This window comes from Streptomyces sp. NPDC057638, from assembly GCF_042800315.1.
Lineage (GTDB): Bacteria > Actinomycetota > Actinomycetes > Streptomycetales > Streptomycetaceae > Streptomyces.
The window spans coordinates 1-16,136 of record NZ_JBHVHF010000191.1 but is presented as its reverse complement, the minus strand read 5'-3'; the positions used below and the strand labels follow the sequence as shown (position 1 = coordinate 16,136).

13 protein-coding genes are annotated in these 16,136 nt (G+C 72.8%); 6 read left to right on the top strand and 7 right to left on the bottom strand.

Going from position 1 to position 16,136, the window contains the following annotated elements:
- Window positions 1–75: 75 nt before the first annotated feature.
- From ACFVIM_RS23460 to ACFVIM_RS23440, 5 genes are all read right to left on the bottom strand, one after another.
- On the bottom strand, window positions 76–1,431 hold the full coding sequence (locus ACFVIM_RS23460) for a bifunctional o-acetylhomoserine/o-acetylserine sulfhydrylase (RefSeq protein ID WP_384304526.1): 1,356 nt from the start codon (window positions 1,429–1,431) through the stop codon (window positions 76–78).
- Window positions 1,432–1,603: 172 nt separating this feature from the next.
- Window positions 1,604–2,092: a beta-class carbonic anhydrase gene (locus ACFVIM_RS23455; protein ID WP_384304523.1), complete on the bottom strand. Its 489-nt coding sequence runs from the start codon at window positions 2,090–2,092 to the stop codon at window positions 1,604–1,606.
- A 653-nt stretch (window positions 2,093–2,745) separates the two neighbouring features.
- Window positions 2,746–3,063 carry a hypothetical protein gene (locus tag ACFVIM_RS23450; RefSeq protein WP_384304521.1) on the bottom strand — a complete coding sequence of 106 codons (318 nt, stop codon included), beginning with the start codon at window positions 3,061–3,063 and terminating at the stop codon, window positions 2,746–2,748.
- A gap of 79 nt (window positions 3,064–3,142) precedes the next feature.
- Window positions 3,143–3,556: a hypothetical protein gene (locus ACFVIM_RS23445; protein ID WP_384304518.1), complete on the bottom strand. Its 414-nt coding sequence runs from the start codon at window positions 3,554–3,556 to the stop codon at window positions 3,143–3,145.
- The gene (locus ACFVIM_RS23440; protein ID WP_384304516.1) at window positions 3,550–4,083 is read right to left on the bottom strand and encodes an ATP-binding protein; all 534 of its coding nucleotides are present in this window, start codon (window positions 4,081–4,083) and stop codon (window positions 3,550–3,552) included. The genes ACFVIM_RS23445 and ACFVIM_RS23440 overlap by 7 nt, the downstream gene beginning before the upstream one ends.
- Window positions 4,084–4,209: 126 nt before the next feature.
- Here ACFVIM_RS23440 and ACFVIM_RS23435 point away from each other — a divergent pair, with 126 nt between their 5' ends.
- Both ACFVIM_RS23435 and ACFVIM_RS23430 read left to right on the top strand, forming a co-directional pair.
- Window positions 4,210–5,070, top strand: a complete 861-nt coding sequence (locus ACFVIM_RS23435; protein ID WP_384304514.1) for a helix-turn-helix domain-containing protein — start codon at window positions 4,210–4,212, stop codon at window positions 5,068–5,070.
- Window positions 5,071–5,307, top strand: coding sequence for a DUF397 domain-containing protein (locus ACFVIM_RS23430; protein WP_384304511.1), 237 nt, complete (start codon window positions 5,071–5,073; stop codon window positions 5,305–5,307).
- Window positions 5,308–5,618: 311 nt separating this feature from the next.
- Here ACFVIM_RS23430 and ACFVIM_RS23425 read toward each other — a convergent pair whose 3' ends face one another.
- On the bottom strand, window positions 5,619–7,547 hold the full coding sequence (locus ACFVIM_RS23425; RefSeq protein WP_384304508.1) for a M64 family metallopeptidase: 1,929 nt from the start codon (window positions 7,545–7,547) through the stop codon (window positions 5,619–5,621).
- A 319-nt stretch (window positions 7,548–7,866) separates the two neighbouring features.
- On the opposite strand from ACFVIM_RS23425, the gene ACFVIM_RS23420 reads away from it, so the two are divergent.
- The gene (locus ACFVIM_RS23420; RefSeq protein WP_384304505.1) at window positions 7,867–8,496 is read left to right on the top strand and encodes an isochorismatase family protein; all 630 of its coding nucleotides are present in this window, start codon (window positions 7,867–7,869) and stop codon (window positions 8,494–8,496) included.
- A gap of 28 nt (window positions 8,497–8,524) precedes the next feature.
- Here the strand turns inward: ACFVIM_RS23420 and ACFVIM_RS23415 are convergent, their stop codons facing one another.
- Window positions 8,525–10,732 carry an NACHT domain-containing protein gene (locus tag ACFVIM_RS23415; RefSeq protein WP_384304502.1) on the bottom strand — a complete coding sequence of 736 codons (2,208 nt, stop codon included), beginning with the start codon at window positions 10,730–10,732 and terminating at the stop codon, window positions 8,525–8,527.
- Between the two features lie 607 nt (window positions 10,733–11,339).
- Between ACFVIM_RS23415 and ACFVIM_RS23410 the strand changes: the two genes are divergently transcribed.
- From ACFVIM_RS23410 to ACFVIM_RS23400, 3 genes are all read left to right on the top strand, one after another.
- Complete coding sequence (locus tag ACFVIM_RS23410) at window positions 11,340–12,803, top strand: PQQ-dependent sugar dehydrogenase (protein ID WP_384304499.1); 1,464 nt, start codon at window positions 11,340–11,342, stop codon at window positions 12,801–12,803.
- On the top strand, window positions 12,784–13,722 hold the full coding sequence (locus tag ACFVIM_RS23405) for a hypothetical protein (protein ID WP_384304497.1): 939 nt from the start codon (window positions 12,784–12,786) through the stop codon (window positions 13,720–13,722). The genes ACFVIM_RS23410 and ACFVIM_RS23405 overlap by 20 nt, the downstream gene beginning before the upstream one ends.
- 301 nt (window positions 13,723–14,023) lie before the next feature.
- Window positions 14,024–16,045, top strand: coding sequence for an NPCBM/NEW2 domain-containing protein (locus ACFVIM_RS23400; protein ID WP_384304495.1), 2,022 nt, complete (start codon window positions 14,024–14,026; stop codon window positions 16,043–16,045).
- Window positions 16,046–16,136: the final 91 nt, after the last annotated feature.

Sequence of the window (16,136 nt, the reverse complement as noted above, 5' to 3'; positions counted from 1 at the left end):
CCCGCCACGCGCCGGTGGCGGGCGGCGGGAGGGCGACCGGGGAGCCGGTACGGGACCGGGGGAGCCGTCCGGGTTTCAGGAGACGCCCTTCGCCGCGCGGAACCCGGCCTCCAGATCCGCGGTGAGGTCCTCCAGGCTCTCGATACCGACCGAGAGCCGCACCAGACCGGGCGCGGTGCCGGTGGCCGCCAGCTGGTCCGGATCGAGCTGGCTGTGGGTGGTGGACGCGGGGTGGATGATCAGACTGCGGACATCCCCGATGTTGGCGAGATGGCTGAACAGCTCCACCCCGTCCACGAACCGGCGGCCCGCCTCGACGCCGTCCCGCAGCTCGAACGCGAGGACCGCGCCCGCCCCGCGCGGCAGATAGCGCCGCGCCGCCTCGTACCAGCGGCTCTCCGGCAGCCCCGGATAGTGCACCGCCGACACCTCGTCGCGGGCCTGGAGCCAGCGGGCGAGCGCCAGCGCGTTGGAGGAGTGCCGCTCGATCCGCAGGCTGAGTGTCTCCACCCCCTGGAGCAGGAGGAAGGCCGAGTGGGGGGAGAGCGCGGGGCCGAGATCGCGCAGCAGCTGCACCCGCAGCTTCACCCCGAAGGCGCCCGGCCCGAGGTCCGGCCAGTAGCGCAGCCCATGATAGCTGGCGTCCGGTTCGGAGAATCCGGGGAAGCGCTCGGGGTGCGCCCCGAAGTCGAAGGTGCCGCCGTCCACGACCACCCCGGCGATGGTGGTGCCATGGCCGCCGAGGAACTTGGTCGCCGAGTGGACCACGATGTCCGCGCCGTGCTCGATCGGCCGCAGCAGATACGGGGTGGGGACCGTGTTGTCCACGATCAGCGGCAGCCCCTCGGCGTGCGCGGTGTCCGCGACGCCCCGGACATCGAGCACATTGCCCCGGGGGTTGCCGAGCGTCTCCGCGAACAGCGCTTTGGTGCTGGGGCGTACGGCGGCCCGCCAGGCGTCCAGGTCGTCGGGGTCGTCCACGAAGGAGACCTCGATCCCGAACCGGGGCAGGGTGTGCCGGAAGAGGTTGTAGGTGCCGCCGTAGAGCGAACTGCTGGTGACGATGTGGTCCCCGGCGCCCGCGAGCGTCAGGATCGCCAGCGTCTCCGCGGCCTGCCCGGACGCGAGCGCCACCGCCCCCACCCCGCCCTCCAGCGCGGCCACCCGCTGCTCGAACGCGTCCTGGGTGGGGTTGTGGATACGGGTGTAGATGTGTCCCGGCTCCGCCAGCGAGAACAGGTCCGCCGCGTGCTGGGTGTCCCGGAAGACGAAGGACGACGTCTGGTAGATCGGTACCGCCCTCGCCCCCGTGGCCGGATCGGGCGTGGTGCCCGCGTGGACCTGCTTGGTCTCGAAGGACCAGCCGTCCCGTGCGGGCGGGGCGGAGAGCTCCTCGGGGGTGTGGTCCGAGGCGGCGGAGTCGAGCGTCATGTGCGGGGTCCTCCATGAAGGTCGGGGAAGGGGGTGTCACCGGTGGTGGCGGAGCGGCCACCAGGGTGTGGAAAGGAGAGCCCCCCGGCCGGAAAGCGCCGGGGAGCGGGGGAACCTGCGGTGGGGTGGGGCGCGGGGCGGTGGAATGTTCACGCGCTATTCGCGCGGGTATTCACTTCACCTCGTGGAGGATTCCCGTCGCGACATCGAAAACGAATCCGCGAACCGAGGTGGTGTGCGGGATGAACGGATCCGCCTGGATCCGCCGGAACGACTGGCGCACATCCTCCTCCAGGTCCCGGAACGCCTCCGCGGCCCAGTCCGGGCGGATTCCGGTCTCCTCCTCGATCTGCTGTTTGAACGCGTCGTCGGTGAAGGTCAGCATGCCGCAGTCGGTGTGGTGGATCAGCAGGATCCGATTCGTGCCGAGCAGCCGCTGACTGATCGTCAACGAACGGATGACGTCCTCGCTGACCACGCCCCCCGCGTTACGGATGACATGCGCGTCACCCTCCTGGAGCCCCAGGATGGAGAAGATGTCCAGCCGCGCGTCCATGCAGGCGACGACGGCGAGCCGGCGGGCCGGGGGAAGGGCGCGGGGACCCGCGAAAGAGGCGGCGTAGGTCTCGTTGTTGGTGAGGTATTCGTCGATCACAGACATGGAGTCCTCGGGTTCCGTGTGACGGGGTGGTGCGTGAGGGAGGCGTCCCCAGGAATTCCTCCGCTGGCAACGTAACGATCGAAAAATCGAACGGGAAAGGGGCGACTCCGCGATGTCACACGCCTGCAATCTTCCCTTCCGCCCCGCGCCTTTCCCCGGCCCCTTCTCGCGAGCTCGCGTCCAGCCCCTCGGCGTGCCGCGCGGATCCACTCCCTTATGGGCCCGGGTTCCACTCCCTGGCGGGCGGTCGTTCCGCGGGCGATGGGGGTACCCCCTCCGGCCGTGCGGAACGCCTGCCCGCAGCGGAGGGGCGAGGTCGGGGCCCGGGCGCAAGGGTGGGCCGGGGGGCTTGCCGCGACCCCCACGGCAGGCACCCCCGGCCCCGATGGAGGCGGCGCCCCAGGCGACCCCCTCCATCCGTGGAGCGGCACAGTTCGCCGCTCCCGGCAGGAACGACCCGGGCGGTGACCTCGGCAGTCCCCCACAGACCCCGACGCCCCGCGATAAAAGGGCCGTTCCCCGAGACCAGGCCCCCGCCTTCCCCCAGGCGGGGGCCTGGCCTCCCCCCTTCCCCCATTTCCCCCGTGTGCTGTGGCTCTTCGTCCCCCGGGCCCTCCAGGCCGTCCCCTGGTCCCGGCTGGTCTGGGAGCGCGTCAGCGCAGTGCGGTCACCACCCATTCGGCGGCTACCGCCAGCGCCACTCCAGCCCCCAGGACCACCGTCGCCACTCTCGTACGTCCGCGCTTGCTGAGGATCAGGGCGCCGCCCGCGAGGATCAGGGCGATGCCGTAGAAACCCATCGTCAGCACCGAATGGGTGCTGCCGAGCCGGAGGGCGAGCGTGAGGCCCACCGCGGCCATGATGACCGCGGAGAGCACCACACGGATGTGGCGTGCCTGGCGTGGTGTGAGTCCTTGGCGCTCCGGACTGGTGTCCGAACCCGCGTCCGGGCTCATATCGACTTCTGACATGTTCGGCAGACTATCCGTGTGCCGAGCGGGTCCGCCGGGTGCTCCGACGGCCCGCGCCCCATCGGTGGCGGTGGCCGTCTCAGGCATGTCGGCCGATGCCCACCGCCCAGCGCGGGGCGGTACCGGTCAGTTGACAGGCCATCAGATAGAGCGGGATCGGCGGGGTATAGGGACTTCCGTCGTCGGGCCAGTGGATCAGCTGGGGATCCGTGGCCGGTACGCGGGCTCCTTTCGCGTAGTGCGCGGGGAGTGGCCAGGTCAGTTCGGCGTCCGACCCGGCCGGGACGATCCACCACCACCAGTGGGTGTCGGCGAACACACAGCCCTTGCGCGGCAGATGGCCCAGGAGCCGGAAGCCGTGGCGGGCCGGGATCCCGACCGCGTCACAGCCCAGCGTGGGCGACAGTGCCGGTGGCGGTGTGAGCGTGACCGTCTCCACCGGGACGGTGTCGCGACCGCTCCAGCACAGCCGCGCCGACAGCCGTCTCACCATCGTCGCTCCACCCCGGGTGGCAGGGCGGCCCGCTCGGCTCTCTCAGTTCTTTCAGCGGGATGGTGGTGCGCCCCCGAGGAGGGGCGCTGGTGGGCCAGTTCGGCCCAGACGATCCGGCCGCTGCCCTGGTGGATGGCGTGCGCGCCCCAGGCGCTCGCCACCGCCTCGACCAGCAGCAGTCCCCGGCCGCGCTCCTCCGCCGCCCTGGTCTGGCAGACATGCGGCCCGGTCGGCGCGCACCCCTGGTCGCGCACGCTGATCCGCAGCTGCTTGACGCTGTTCACCAGCTCGCAGGTGATCAGGTGGCTTCCGCTGTGCACGACGGCGTTGGTGACGAGCTCGGAGACCACCAGCAGCGCCGTGTCGTGGGTGTCACCCCCTATGCCCCAGTGGTGGAGTCGCTCGCGGGCGAGCTTGCGGGCTCTGGACACGTACTCGACGCGCGCCGGGAGCTCGAAGCCGAACCGGTGATGGTCGGCCCCCGAGCACTGGTTCAGGAGTGGGGCGTGGAGCGCGTCACGTTTCACCAGACCACTGTCGCCCTGAAGAGGACAGGTTGGCAAGGCCCACTCTGAAAAATTCAGAGTGGGCATATTCATCGTTGCAGGGGCGTGGCACACTTCTCCGGAACAGTACGGTGGGGAGGTCTCGAAGTGAGTGAACCGCGGTCCGCCCCCACGGTGGGGCAGGTCGTCCTGGGTAAGCGCTTGCAGGATCTGCGCGAGCGCGCCGGGCTCAAGCGCGAGGAAGCCGCCAAGGTCCTCCGGGTGGCCGCGGGAACCATTCGCCGGATGGAGACCGCCGAGGTCGCGCTGAAGATCCCCTACGTGCAGCTCCTGCTCGGCGCCTACGGCATAGGGGACGAGGAGGCCCGCGGCTTCATCGAACTGGCCGAGGAGGCCAACAAGCCCGGCTGGTGGCAGCGGTTCCACGATGTCCTGCCCGGCTGGTTCAGCATGTACGTCAGCCTGGAGGGCGCCGCGAGCCTGATCCGGGCCTACGAGCCGCACTTCGTCCCCGGTCTGCTCCAGACCGAGGGATACGCGCGGGCGATCATGATGAGCGGGGCCGTCGGCCAGACCGATCCCGAGGACATCGAGCGGCATGTGGCGCTGCGGATGGAGCGCCAGGCGCTGCTCACGCACGCCGACGCCCCCAAGCTCTGGGTGATCATGGACGAGACGGTCTTCCGCCGTCCCGTCGGCGGGCGTGAGGTGATGCGGGGCCAGATCGACCGGCTCCTCGAAGGCGCCGAGCTGCCCCATGTCACGCTCCAGATAGCGGAGTTCGCCTCCGGACACCACCCCGGCACCTACGGGCCGTTCGTGCTGTTCCGGTTCGCCGTCCCCGAACTCCCCGACATGGTCTACAGCGAGTATCTGACCGGCGCCGTCTATCTCGACGCGCGGCCCGAGGTCGCCTCGCACCTAGAGGTCCTGGACCGCATGGCGGCCCAGGCCGCTACCGCACAACGCACGAAGGAGATCCTGAGGGGTCTTCGCAAGGAGCTGTGAATGGACTACATATACAACGGCATGCCCGCGACGGAGCTGGGGGAGTCCGGCTGGCGCAAGCCGTGGAGCGGTGGCAACGGCGGCAACTGCTTCGAGACGATGAAGCTCGCGGACGGCAGGGTGGCGGTGCGTCAGTCGGCGGACCCCCACGGGCCCGCGCTGATCTACACCCCCGGTGAGATCGCGGCCTTCATCCAGGGCGCGAAGTCGGGGCAGGCGGATTTCCTGCTCACCTGATCCGGATCGTTCCGCAGCTGACGCCGGCCGACCTCGTTCGTCGACCGGCCTTTTGACGACCCGGGGTGCCGCCGAGGGCCCAGGGTGTCAGTCCGTGCTCCACCACGCATCACGCGCCGCGACCGATGCGACTGATGTGACCGAGACCCCGGGGGATCCGCTGAGACCATGACCGAAGACTTACCGGGCAACGGCTTACCCGGCCATCCGGGGCCTGGACCCGGCCCCGTACCGTCCTCGCCGACGAGGACGGCACGACAACGGCGTGCGGGCGTTCCCCGCACGCCGTTCGCAGTTTCCGGGGTGAGCCGTCAACCGCGTCCCGGGCGCGGGGGCACCAGGGTGACGGCGAACGACTGTGCGGGTGACACATTACCCGCTGCGTCGATCGTTCGGTACTCGATCGTGTGCTTTCCGTAGTCGGGGGTCGCGTCGTCCCAGGGGACGGCCCGGCTGGTGCCGAGCTTGCCGTGGACCAGGCCGTCGATCACGGTCCCCGAGGGCGTGAACAGAAAGGGCGCGGAGGCGTCCGTCGGCCAGCCGTAGTACGTCTGCCAGCCGTCACCGTTCACCCGGAACTGGCTCACCACATGGCCCGGCTGGTCGTCCGCCGCCGTCAGCCGCAGGGTGAACGGCCCGTCATAGGTGTACGAGGGCGGCTCGCCCGGCGCGTAGGCCGTGCGCGACGGGGGTGACAGCTCGTACCGGACCGGGGCGGGCGTCGCGTCGACCGTCCAGCGCAGCTCCGCGTCCGTCCCCGCGACGCGCGCGGTCAGCCGGTGGGTGCCGGGGCCGGTCGGTACGGTCCGCAGATCGAGATCACGGTCGTTGCCGGGGTTGGCGAGCTCCCGCCCGTCGAGGAACCAGCGGACCGCGGGCACGGAGCCCTCGGGGTGTGTGGTGTCCGCGTAGACGATCGAGGAGGCGCCCACCGGGGCGTCGGTGGCGGTGTGGGTGGTGAACACGGCCCGCGCCCGTGCGCGCGGGGTGGTCACCGCCGTGGCGACGGTCCAGGAGACCGCACGGGTCAGCACCGACGCCCGCAGGGCCGGATCCCGGACGAACGGCGTCGGGTCCGACACGGTCGCCGTCACCCGGTGCCGCCCCGGTGGCAGCGCCAGCCGCCGCAGGTCCAGCGAACGGGCGTTCGCCGTCGGCAACGGCCGACCGCCGTTCACCCGCCACACCACGTCCAGCTCCTGCCCGCCGGGGTGCAGGGTGTCCACCCAGAGCACCCGGTCCGGGCCGACCGGCGCGTCCGTGGGCGTATGGCCCTGCACCAGGTCCACCCGCTCCGCGATCCGGGCGGTCAGTACCTCCCGGCCGACCTGATCGAAGGCGTAGCCGAGCGTCTTCATGAACGAGTGACGGCTCGGCCGCCAGACACCCTTGGTGTGGTAGAGCCCGCCCTCGTGCCGGCCGATGACCCCGCCGGACTCGCTGGGCTCGCCCAGCCAGCGCCACCACTTGGCGCGCTGACGGCGCATCTGGTCCTCGGTGAGCACGGTGTGATGGGCCGAGGAGGGCTCGGCGCCCTGGTAGGTGCCGCCCGGCACGCCCCGCTCGTAGTAGTCGTACTCGTCCTGGAGACGGCCGAGGGTGTGCCCCAGTTCATGCGGGGTGATCAGCGGCGAGAGGGCGTTGCTGCCGGAGGCGGTGGCGTAGGTGCCGCCCGTGCCGCCGTAGGTGGAACTGTTGGCGAGGGCCACGATCTGCCGGTTGGCCGCGGTCGCGCCCGGTACGAGGGCGGCGAGCGCGCTGGCGGCGGTGCCATCCACGGTCAGCGCCCGCCGGGGGGCCGACGCGCTGCACCCGCCCCAGAACCCCATATGGAGCGCGGTGTCCCGGCGCGGTGAGTCCAGCGCCGGATCACAGTCCACCCCGGACTCACGGGAGACCGCCTCGACCGCCCACACATTGATGTACTCGCGGTAGGAGGCGAACGGCTCGATGGACCACAGCACGTTCAGATGCCGCCCCAGGTCGGAGCGGAACGCGGGCAGTTCGGCGGCGGTGTAGCCGTCGCCCATCACGATGATGTTGAAGCGGCGCTCCGCCGGGCCCGTGATCCGCACCGGGACGACGGCGGCGCCGGAAGGCTCCACGCGTGCGCCGGGCGGTGGCGGGTCCGGCGGAGCGCCGGGCGGGGCGGCACCGAGGAGGCCGCCGAGGAGGAAGGCGCCCATGGCGAGCGCGCCAAGTCGTCTGCGCAGGGACGTTCTCGTCTCCAGTAATCCCATGGCGCGGCAGCGTAGGCCCGGCGTCCGCCGCCGTAAACCACGCGGGTCACGGTCGAGGGCGTGGGTCGTGTCGTCGAACTCCCGTCTGTCCGCCGTGCCCGGGCACGCGCCCTCCCCCTGGGGCCTGGGTGGGTGTGCCCCTGGGCGGAGCCTGGCGGACCCAGCGCCAGACCCTCCCCCCGGACTTCGGCACAGGAGGAGGACGACACTCCCCGCCGCCCGGCCGGGCGGGGTCCCCGGGCGGTGGCGCGGAGCCGGGAACGAGTGCCGGCGGCCGCCCGTTACGGTGAGGGGGAGACGATCAACGGGAGGGCGGCCGATGAGTGAGGGCGGGTTCGTGAGGGGCGGGGTCTGGCACTCCGTACCGAGGAGGGAACGGGCCGACCCCGCCGACGCGCTCATCCTCGTCGATGTCCAGCGGGCCTTTCTGACGGGTGCGGACGCCGTGCCGGCCGCCCCGGCGCTGCTGCCGGTGCTGGCCGGGCTGCTCGACTCCGCCCGGAGCGCCGGGGCCGTCGTCGTCCATCTGCGCAACGACGGCGAGCCGGGTGCGGCCGACGAACCCGGAATCCCCGGCTGGGAGTTGGCGCTCCCGGTGCGCGAGGGGCCGGATGAGCACGTCATGGCCAAGGCCGACGACGACGGCTTCACCGGCACCGGTCTGGGCGCGCTGCTGGAGCGGCGGGGTGTCGGACGCGTGGTGGTCGCCGGGGTGCTCTCGGAGATGTGTGTCAGCGCCACCGCGTTCGGGGCGCTGGAACGCGGCCTCGCCGTGGTGCTGCCCCATGACGCCCACGGGACCTACGGTCTGGACGACCTCCCGGCCGAGGTGGTCGCCCGGGTCGCCGAACACGCCCTGGGGTCGGACCCGGAGCTGCTGCGCACCGCCGCCGCCGTGCGCTTCGTCCGCCCCGGGGGTGGCGCGGACGGCGCGTCTTCGGACTCGTAAGCCGTGACCGGCGGGGGACCCGGCGCGGTCAGCGGCGCTCGGCGGCACCGCCTCCGTGGAGATGCGCCTCGTCGTGGTCCGAGGCCAGCTTCTCCTGGAGCCGGGCGTGGCGGAACTGGTAGCTGGTCCCCTCCGACCGCAGGACGCCACGGCGGTGGGCGTCGCGGAGGAAGCGCATCCCGCGCACCGGGACGAGGCCACGGCGGCTGAGCTGGAGGAAGACCAGGGCGGTCCGCACACTGTCGGACACGGCGACGGCGGAGGCGAGGCCGATGGGCACGGCATGGCCGAGGGTGGTGATCACTCCGGCCCCCCACCCGGCGACGCGGGCGTTGCCGTAGCCGAAGGCCAGCCCGAGGCTGAGGCCGGTCACCGCGCCGAAGGTGATGGCGTTCCGCAGATCACGGCCCCATGAGGTACCCGGGTCGGTGGGGGTGTCCGTGGCGTAGGAGAGCCGCGCGGCTCCGACGGCGGCGCCCAGAGCCAGGGTGCCGACGAGCCCCGCGCTGAGTCCGTAGCCGGGGTTCTTGGTGAACCCGTAGGCGAGACCGATCGACGCTCCCGCCGCGCCTCCCGTGCCCAGCGCCACGCGCGAGCCGAGCGCCCTGAGCCGGGACAAGGCCGTCCGGCCCCGGTCGGGGTGGACCCGGGCCGCGTCGAACGCGGCCAGGAGGCCGACCGCGAGCCCGGCGGGCAGACCCCAGGCGTAGTGGGCCTGGTTGCCGACCGCGAGCATCACCGCGACCCCGACCAGCAGTCCGACCGCCGGGTTGGACCTGCGGTGCGGTACGCCGCGCACGAGCAGCCGCCTGAGCCGGGCGGAGCGGGGATCGCGGGATTCGGAGACGGCTCCCACCAGCAGGGCGAACAGGAGCCCCTGGAGCCCCACATGCCGGGCGCCGAACCATGGGCCCGTATGGCCCATGGCCCGGTAGCCGCCGGGACCGAAGATCAGGGCACCGCAGAGCGCGCCGACGGTGAGCCCGAGGGCCGCGACAGCGGCGACGCGCGGTAACGGTGACGCCCACCAGTGCAGACGGCGCCACTCCAGACCGTGGGTTCCCCGGCGTCTCATCTCGGCCGCGACAGCGGCGAGCCGGCGCCGGATGTCCGCCGCTTCGTACGGGACGAGAGAGGGACCGGGATCCGGCCGGCAGGCGCGGTCCATGAACAGGTCGAGCAGATCGACGGGGAAGTCCTCACCCGGTGCGAACCGGCCGTCGGCCAGGAGCGCGCGTACCGACGGATCGGCGAAGGCGTCATGGACCAGCGACAGCGTCAGTGGTGAGCCGAGGGACCGGGACAGTGCGCTGTGCGGCCGCTCCGTCAGATGCGCGGTCAGCTGGTCCCATGGCTCGGGAACGGACCCGCCGTGGCAGTGCCGTACGTAGGCGACCGCGTCCTCGGGGCGCACGGGCGACAGGGTGAGTTCGGCGGCCCCCCTCAGCTGTCCGGCGCGGGCGAGGTCGAACTCCTCGGGGCGGGAGAAGATCACCACCCGGTAGGTCGCGCCGTGGTCGATCGCTTCGAGGGCGGCCCTGCCCAGTGGGGGTGCCATCTCGTCGAAGCCGTCCAGGAACAGCGCGATCCTGCCGTCCTCGATCAGCCGCCGTGCCGTGTCGCGCCCATAGGCACGGCGGCGGAGGAAGGGGTACCGCGTCTCCAGCTGGTCGGTCAGCCAGTCGTTGAAGTGCTGGCGGTGGTGCTCCCACCCGGTGACGGTGAGCAGTACGGGCACCGGGAACGCGGCGCGCTCGTCCCCGTCGGCGCGTTCCCGCCGCCGCCTGAGCGCGTGACGGACGGTCAGGATGGCGGCGGCGGACTTACCGCTTCCGCCGGTGCCGAGGACGATCAGCCGCCCGGACCGCGACCCCGCGTACACCTCCAGGAGGTCGGCCATGCCGCCCCCGTCGGCCGTGGCCCCGCGGGCGGTGCCGGGCAAGGGCTCGAACGGTGATCCGGCGACGGGCGGCGGCGGTGGGCGGCGGCGCCACCCCCAGCGCACCTCGACCGCCGGATAGAGCTTTCTGTCCCGGGCCACCTGGGCCCACTCCCGGTCGACCGCGTCGGCCAGGGTGTCGGCCGCGGCGGCCGACGCGGCTAATCGCCGGGACCGTTCACGGACGGGACCGCGGGGAGGCCGCGCGAGGAGGTGGATGTCGCCGTGGACCTGGCCGGTCTGGATGACGGTCCGCGCCCGGCCCGAGAACCGGTTGCGCACAGACGGCTGTTCCACGCCGTTCCCCTTTGTCCCGCCCCGGGCGAGGTCACCCGCGGCCCATGTGCATCGCGTCAGCGGCTCCCGAAGAGCGTTCCGAGGAGAATGCCATGGCGCCCGCCCGGCCCCGACGGCGGGGAGGGGCGTCCGCCCCGGCCCCGGGAAGGGGGCGGGGCCCGGGGCGCCGGGTATGCGTCGGGTGCGGGCCGGTCGGCTGGTGCCGGGTGCGGGATGGGCTCGTGGTGCCGGGTGCGGCGCCGGTCGTCTGGCGTCATGTACCGGATCCGCTGACATCGGCCGTGGCCGATTCTCTGCGTCGGCGCTGGTGCGGGGGAGTTCATCTGGTGTGGGTGGTGGGTGAGGGGAGTGGGTGTCGTGCGACTCCGTTCCGTCCTCGGTGCGGTGGAGGGGGCCGGGCCGACGGCGGCGGGTGGCGGGTCTCCGTACCGCGTGGGGTGCCGGGCCGGTGGGCGCCGGGTCTGCGGCGCGTCGGCGGGTGGTCCGCGGCAGGTGGGCCGCGCGGGCCCCTTGCCGACCCCCGCGCCGCTTTGTAGCGTGGCGAAAGCGCTTTCTGGAAGCGCTTTCTGCGTGTCGTACCGCACTCCGAGCCGACGAGGTGAACGGAATGCCCCAGCCACGAAGAGCCGGATTGGCCATCGCCGCGGGCGCCCTGCTGCTGGCGCTCGTCGCGCCACCCGCGCTCGCCCAGGCCGACACCCCCATCGCCGATCCGCTGCCCGACCCCACCCCGGCCCGCCTCGCCCTGGTGCTCCAGGAGTTCGCCGCGATGCCCAGGAGCGAGTCCGTGCCGCCGCCCACGGACTCCCGGCTCAAGCGCTGGGCCAGGATCACCTACCTCGGCGAGGTGCCCGACCGGTCCGGGCGGCTCTTCGTCCCCGATCTCAACGGCAAGCTGTACTTCCTCGACCGCGCCGGAAACCCCAGCGAGTACCTGGACGTCGGCGCGGCGGCCGGGCCCGACTTCTGGTCCCATCAGGGCCTGGGCAGCGGCCTCGGCTTTGTCGCCTTCCACCCGCGCTTCGCGAGCAACGGCACCTTCTACACCGTGCACACCGAGGGCCGCGCCGCCCTGACCACCAAGACCCCCGATCTGCCCGCGCCCCCCAACGGGCGGCTGCACAGCGTCATCACCGAGTGGACCGCCGACGACCCGCGCGCCGCCACCTTCGGCGGCAGCCGCCGGGAGGTGCTGCGGCTGGGCTTCCAGAGCACGTACCACAACATCCAGGAGATCGCCTTCAACCCCAACGCGCGCCCCTGGGACCGTGACTACGGGCTGCTGTACGTCGCCGTCGGCGACGGCGCGGCGGGCGCCGGGGGGACCGTGCCGCAGGACCTCTCCGTCCCCCAGGGCAAGATCCTGCGGATCGACCCGAAGGGCACCGACGGCCCCGGCGGCAAGTACGGCGTTCCCCGGTCCAACCCCTTCGCCGGTCAGTCGGGCAGGCTGGGCGAGATCTACGCGTACGGGCTGCGCAATCCGCACCGGATGAGCTGGGACACGGGCGGGGCACACCGGCTGTACATTGGCAACATCGGCGAGCACCGCGTCGACTCCGTCTACGAGGCCCGGCCCGGCGACAACTTCGGCTGGAGCCACCGCGAGGGCCCCTTCGCCTACCGCAAGGCCGACAATCCCACCTGCGGGGTCTTCCCGCTGCCCGACGACGACGCCGCCCACGGCTACACGTATCCGGTCGCCGCCTTCGACCACAAGCCGTCGGCCGAACGGCCCTGCGCGGACAGCGGGAACGCGCTGGTCGGCGGATTCGTCCAGCGGAGCTGGCGGATCCCCGCGCTGTACGGGGCGTATGTGTACGCGGAGGGCGTCGGCGGCCGGATCTTCGCCTCCCGCGTCCATGACATGCGCCGGGGCGGGGAACCGGCGACCACCTACCACCTGCCCCTGATCGACGCGGCGACCGGCGCCGCCACCACCCTGCGGGAGCTGGCCGGACACCCACGGGTCGATCTGCGCTTCGGCACCGACCGGGCGGGCGGGCTCTATCTGCTCTCCAAGGCCAACGGGAAGATCTGGAAGGTCATCGATGCGGTCCCCGTCCGCTGACCGCCGCCGCTGTGCGGCGCTGGCGACCGCGCTGGCGGTGGGGGGCACGCTGGCGGCGCTGCTGCCCGCCGGACCCGCGGCCAGCACGGCCTCCGTACCGGTGCGCCCCGTCGCCCACTACGACTTCGGCCACCCCGTCCCCGGCGACCCGGCCCGGGAACGGGACCGGGGCACATCCGGCACCGCGATCGAGCTGGTCAACGGTGGTGCGGCGATGCGGGTACGGGACGAGCGGCGCGGCTCCGTGCTCCAGACCCGGCAGCGGAGCCCCGAGGTCCGCACCAACGACGACTGGAAGGCGGGCGTCTACGGCCCCGGCGGGGTGGCCACCCTGCGCGCCTTCAACGCGGTCCGGGGCGCCACCGTGATGGGCTGGTTCCGGCTGACGGGGGAGAACCCGGCGCCCAACTCCCACTCCGCCGACCCGGCCGACCGCTACGGCGCGGTCGGTCTCGCCGGAGTGCTCTCCGGCACCTCCCAGGGCCATGATGTCCGCGCCCTGCTCGAACTCATCACCGTGGACGGGGTGCTGAAGGTGGTGGCGCTCGGACGGCGCGTCGACGGCGCCGGCTCCCAGACCTTCGCCGCGTCCGCCGACTGGCGCACGATCCTGCCACCGGGCCGCTGGGTCCATCTCGCCGCGGCCTTCGACTTCGACACGGGCACGATGGCGCTCTACCGCGGCGGCCGCCCGCTGCCCGGCGCCTATGTGGTCGGCGGCGACCCCTGGGGTGTGGCGGGGCCGCCCGAACCCGACACGGCCTCGCCGAGCGATCCCCGGGGGATCAAGATCGGGGGCAGCTATCCGCAGAACACCAGGGAGGGCAACCCCTGCCACTGCCGGATGGACGACCTGATGTTCTTCGACCGGGCGCTCGACGGGCGCGAGATCGCCCGCTTCCACCGCTGGACCCGGTAGCCGCGCGGTGCCGCCGGTCCGCCCGGGTCGGCGGCGCGCCCGACCGGTCGTACGGGGGCGGGGTGCCCGGCTCCGTACGACTGACCGGCGCGTATGTGACCGGCGGGCCCGTGCCGGATCGCCCGGCCTGTACCCGATCGGCGGGCCCGTCACCGTACGGTCCGTCCGCCGTGCCCGGCGCGCCCGAACACCCACGTACCGCGTCCGGCCGGAGCCCACCGCCGGAAGATCCCCACGAGGGGATCCCGGCGGCTCACCCCGCCGACCGACGGCGGACCGGACAGCCGACGAGAGGAACCCGATGCGATTACCGCTCAAGCCGCTGGTCGCCCTGCTGGGGCTGGCGATGGTGTGGACGCCGTTCGTCGCGCCGGCCCCGCCCGCCCAGGCGCTGCCGGACGGGCTGGCGCCGACCCCGCCGATGGGCTTCAACAACTGGAACTCCACCGGCTGCGCCATCGACGAGAAGATGATCCGCGACACCGCCGACCTGTTCGTCTCCACCGGACTCAAGGACGCGGGGTACGAGTTCGTCAACGTCGACGACTGCTGGGCCGCCGAGAAGCGCGACCCGCTCACCCGGCGGCTCACCCACCACCCCACCCGCTTCCCCAGCGGGATCAAGGCCCTGGCCGACTATGTCCACTCCAAGGGGCTGAAGTTCGGCATCTACTCCAGCGCGGGCACCCTGACCTGCGCCCGGACCATGCCCGGCTCCCTCGACTTCGAGGAGATCGACGCCCAGACCTTCGCCGACTGGGGCGTGGACTACCTCAAGTACGACAACTGCCACCACCAGAACCGGCCCGCGCTGGAGCGCTACACGGCGATGCGGGACGCGCTGAGGAAGACCGGGCGGCCGATCGTCTACTCCCTCTGCGAGTGGGGCGAGAACAAGCCCTGGGAGTGGGGCGCGGACGTGGGCCACCTCTGGCGCACCACCGGCGACATCAACGACAGCTGGCAGTCCGTCCTCACCCTCTTCAAGGCCAACGCGGCGCTCGCCCGGCACGCCGGCCCCGGCGGCTGGAACGACCCCGACATGCTGGAGGTCGGCAACGGCGGGATGACGGACACCGAATACCGCTCCCACTTCTCCCTGTGGTCCATCATGGCCGCGCCCCTGCTGATCGGCACCGATCTGCGCAAGGCCACCCCCGCCGCGCTGGAGATCCTCGGCAACCGCGAGGCCATCGCCGTCAACCAGGACCGGCTCGGCGCCCAGGCCACCGTGGTCCGCTCCGCGAACGGCCACTGGGTGCTCGCCAAACCGCTCGCGGGCGGCGACCTCGCCGTCACCCTCTTCAACGAGACCGAGCAGACCGCCACCGTCTCCGCCACCGCGCGGGAACTGGGACTGCCGCGGCGCGCCGGATACCTCGTCCGCGATCTGTGGGCCCGGCAGGACGCCCACAGCGCGGGCACCATCAGCGCCACGCTCCCCGCGCACGCCACCGCGTTCTTCCGGGTCAGGGCCGGGGGCGAGTGGTGGAAGGCGCCGCCCGCCGTCGCCCTCGGGCTGGGGCTGCCCGTGGTCGCCGAGGGGATCCCGAGCACGATCACCCCGGCGGGACACACGGTGACCGCCACCGTGACCGCGACCAACCACGGCCGTGTCCCGGCCCTGCTGCCCCGGGCCGCGCTGACCACCCCCAGCGGCTGGAGGGTCACCCCGCCCGCCACCGACGGACCGTCGCGCGTCCTGGCCCCCGGGCGGACCCTGACCACCCGCTGGCGGCTCACTCCGCCGCCGGGGACACCCCCGGGCACGGCGCCACTCGCGGCGGGCCTGAGCTTCCGCGCCCCGGGCGTGGGCGAGGTGCGGCACGCGGTCACCGAGACCCTCACCGTCCCGCCCGTCGTCCCGTCCGGCGTCTCCGACCTCGGCGGTGTCGCGTGGGCGACCGCGGCCAACGGATACGGACCGGTGGAGCGCGATATGTCCAACGGCGGCGCCAAGGCCGGAGACGGCCGTACGCTCACCATCAACGGCGTCCCGTACCCCAAGGGCATCGGCGCCCACGCCCCCACCCAGATCGTCTTCTACCTCGACGGCCGCTGCACTTCGCTCACCACCGACGTCGGCGTCGACGACGAACGCGACCCCCGGCTGCCGAACCAGGCCACCCTGACCGGCGAGATCTGGGCGGACGGCGTCAAACGCGCCGACACCGGCCTGCTGACCTGGCGCGACCCGGCGGTCTCCGTGACCGCCGATCTGACCGGCGCGCGCTATCTGCGCCTGGTCGGCACGGTGGGCCCGGACAACAACCGCTATGACCGCATCGACTGGGCGGGGCCGAGGCTGACGTGTGAGGGGTGAGGCGGTGAGGGGGTGAGGGGCTGAGGGGCCCCCGGGCTTGAGGGGCCCCGGGGCTGTGGGTTCCCGGGCTTGAGGGCCCCCGGGTCTGAGG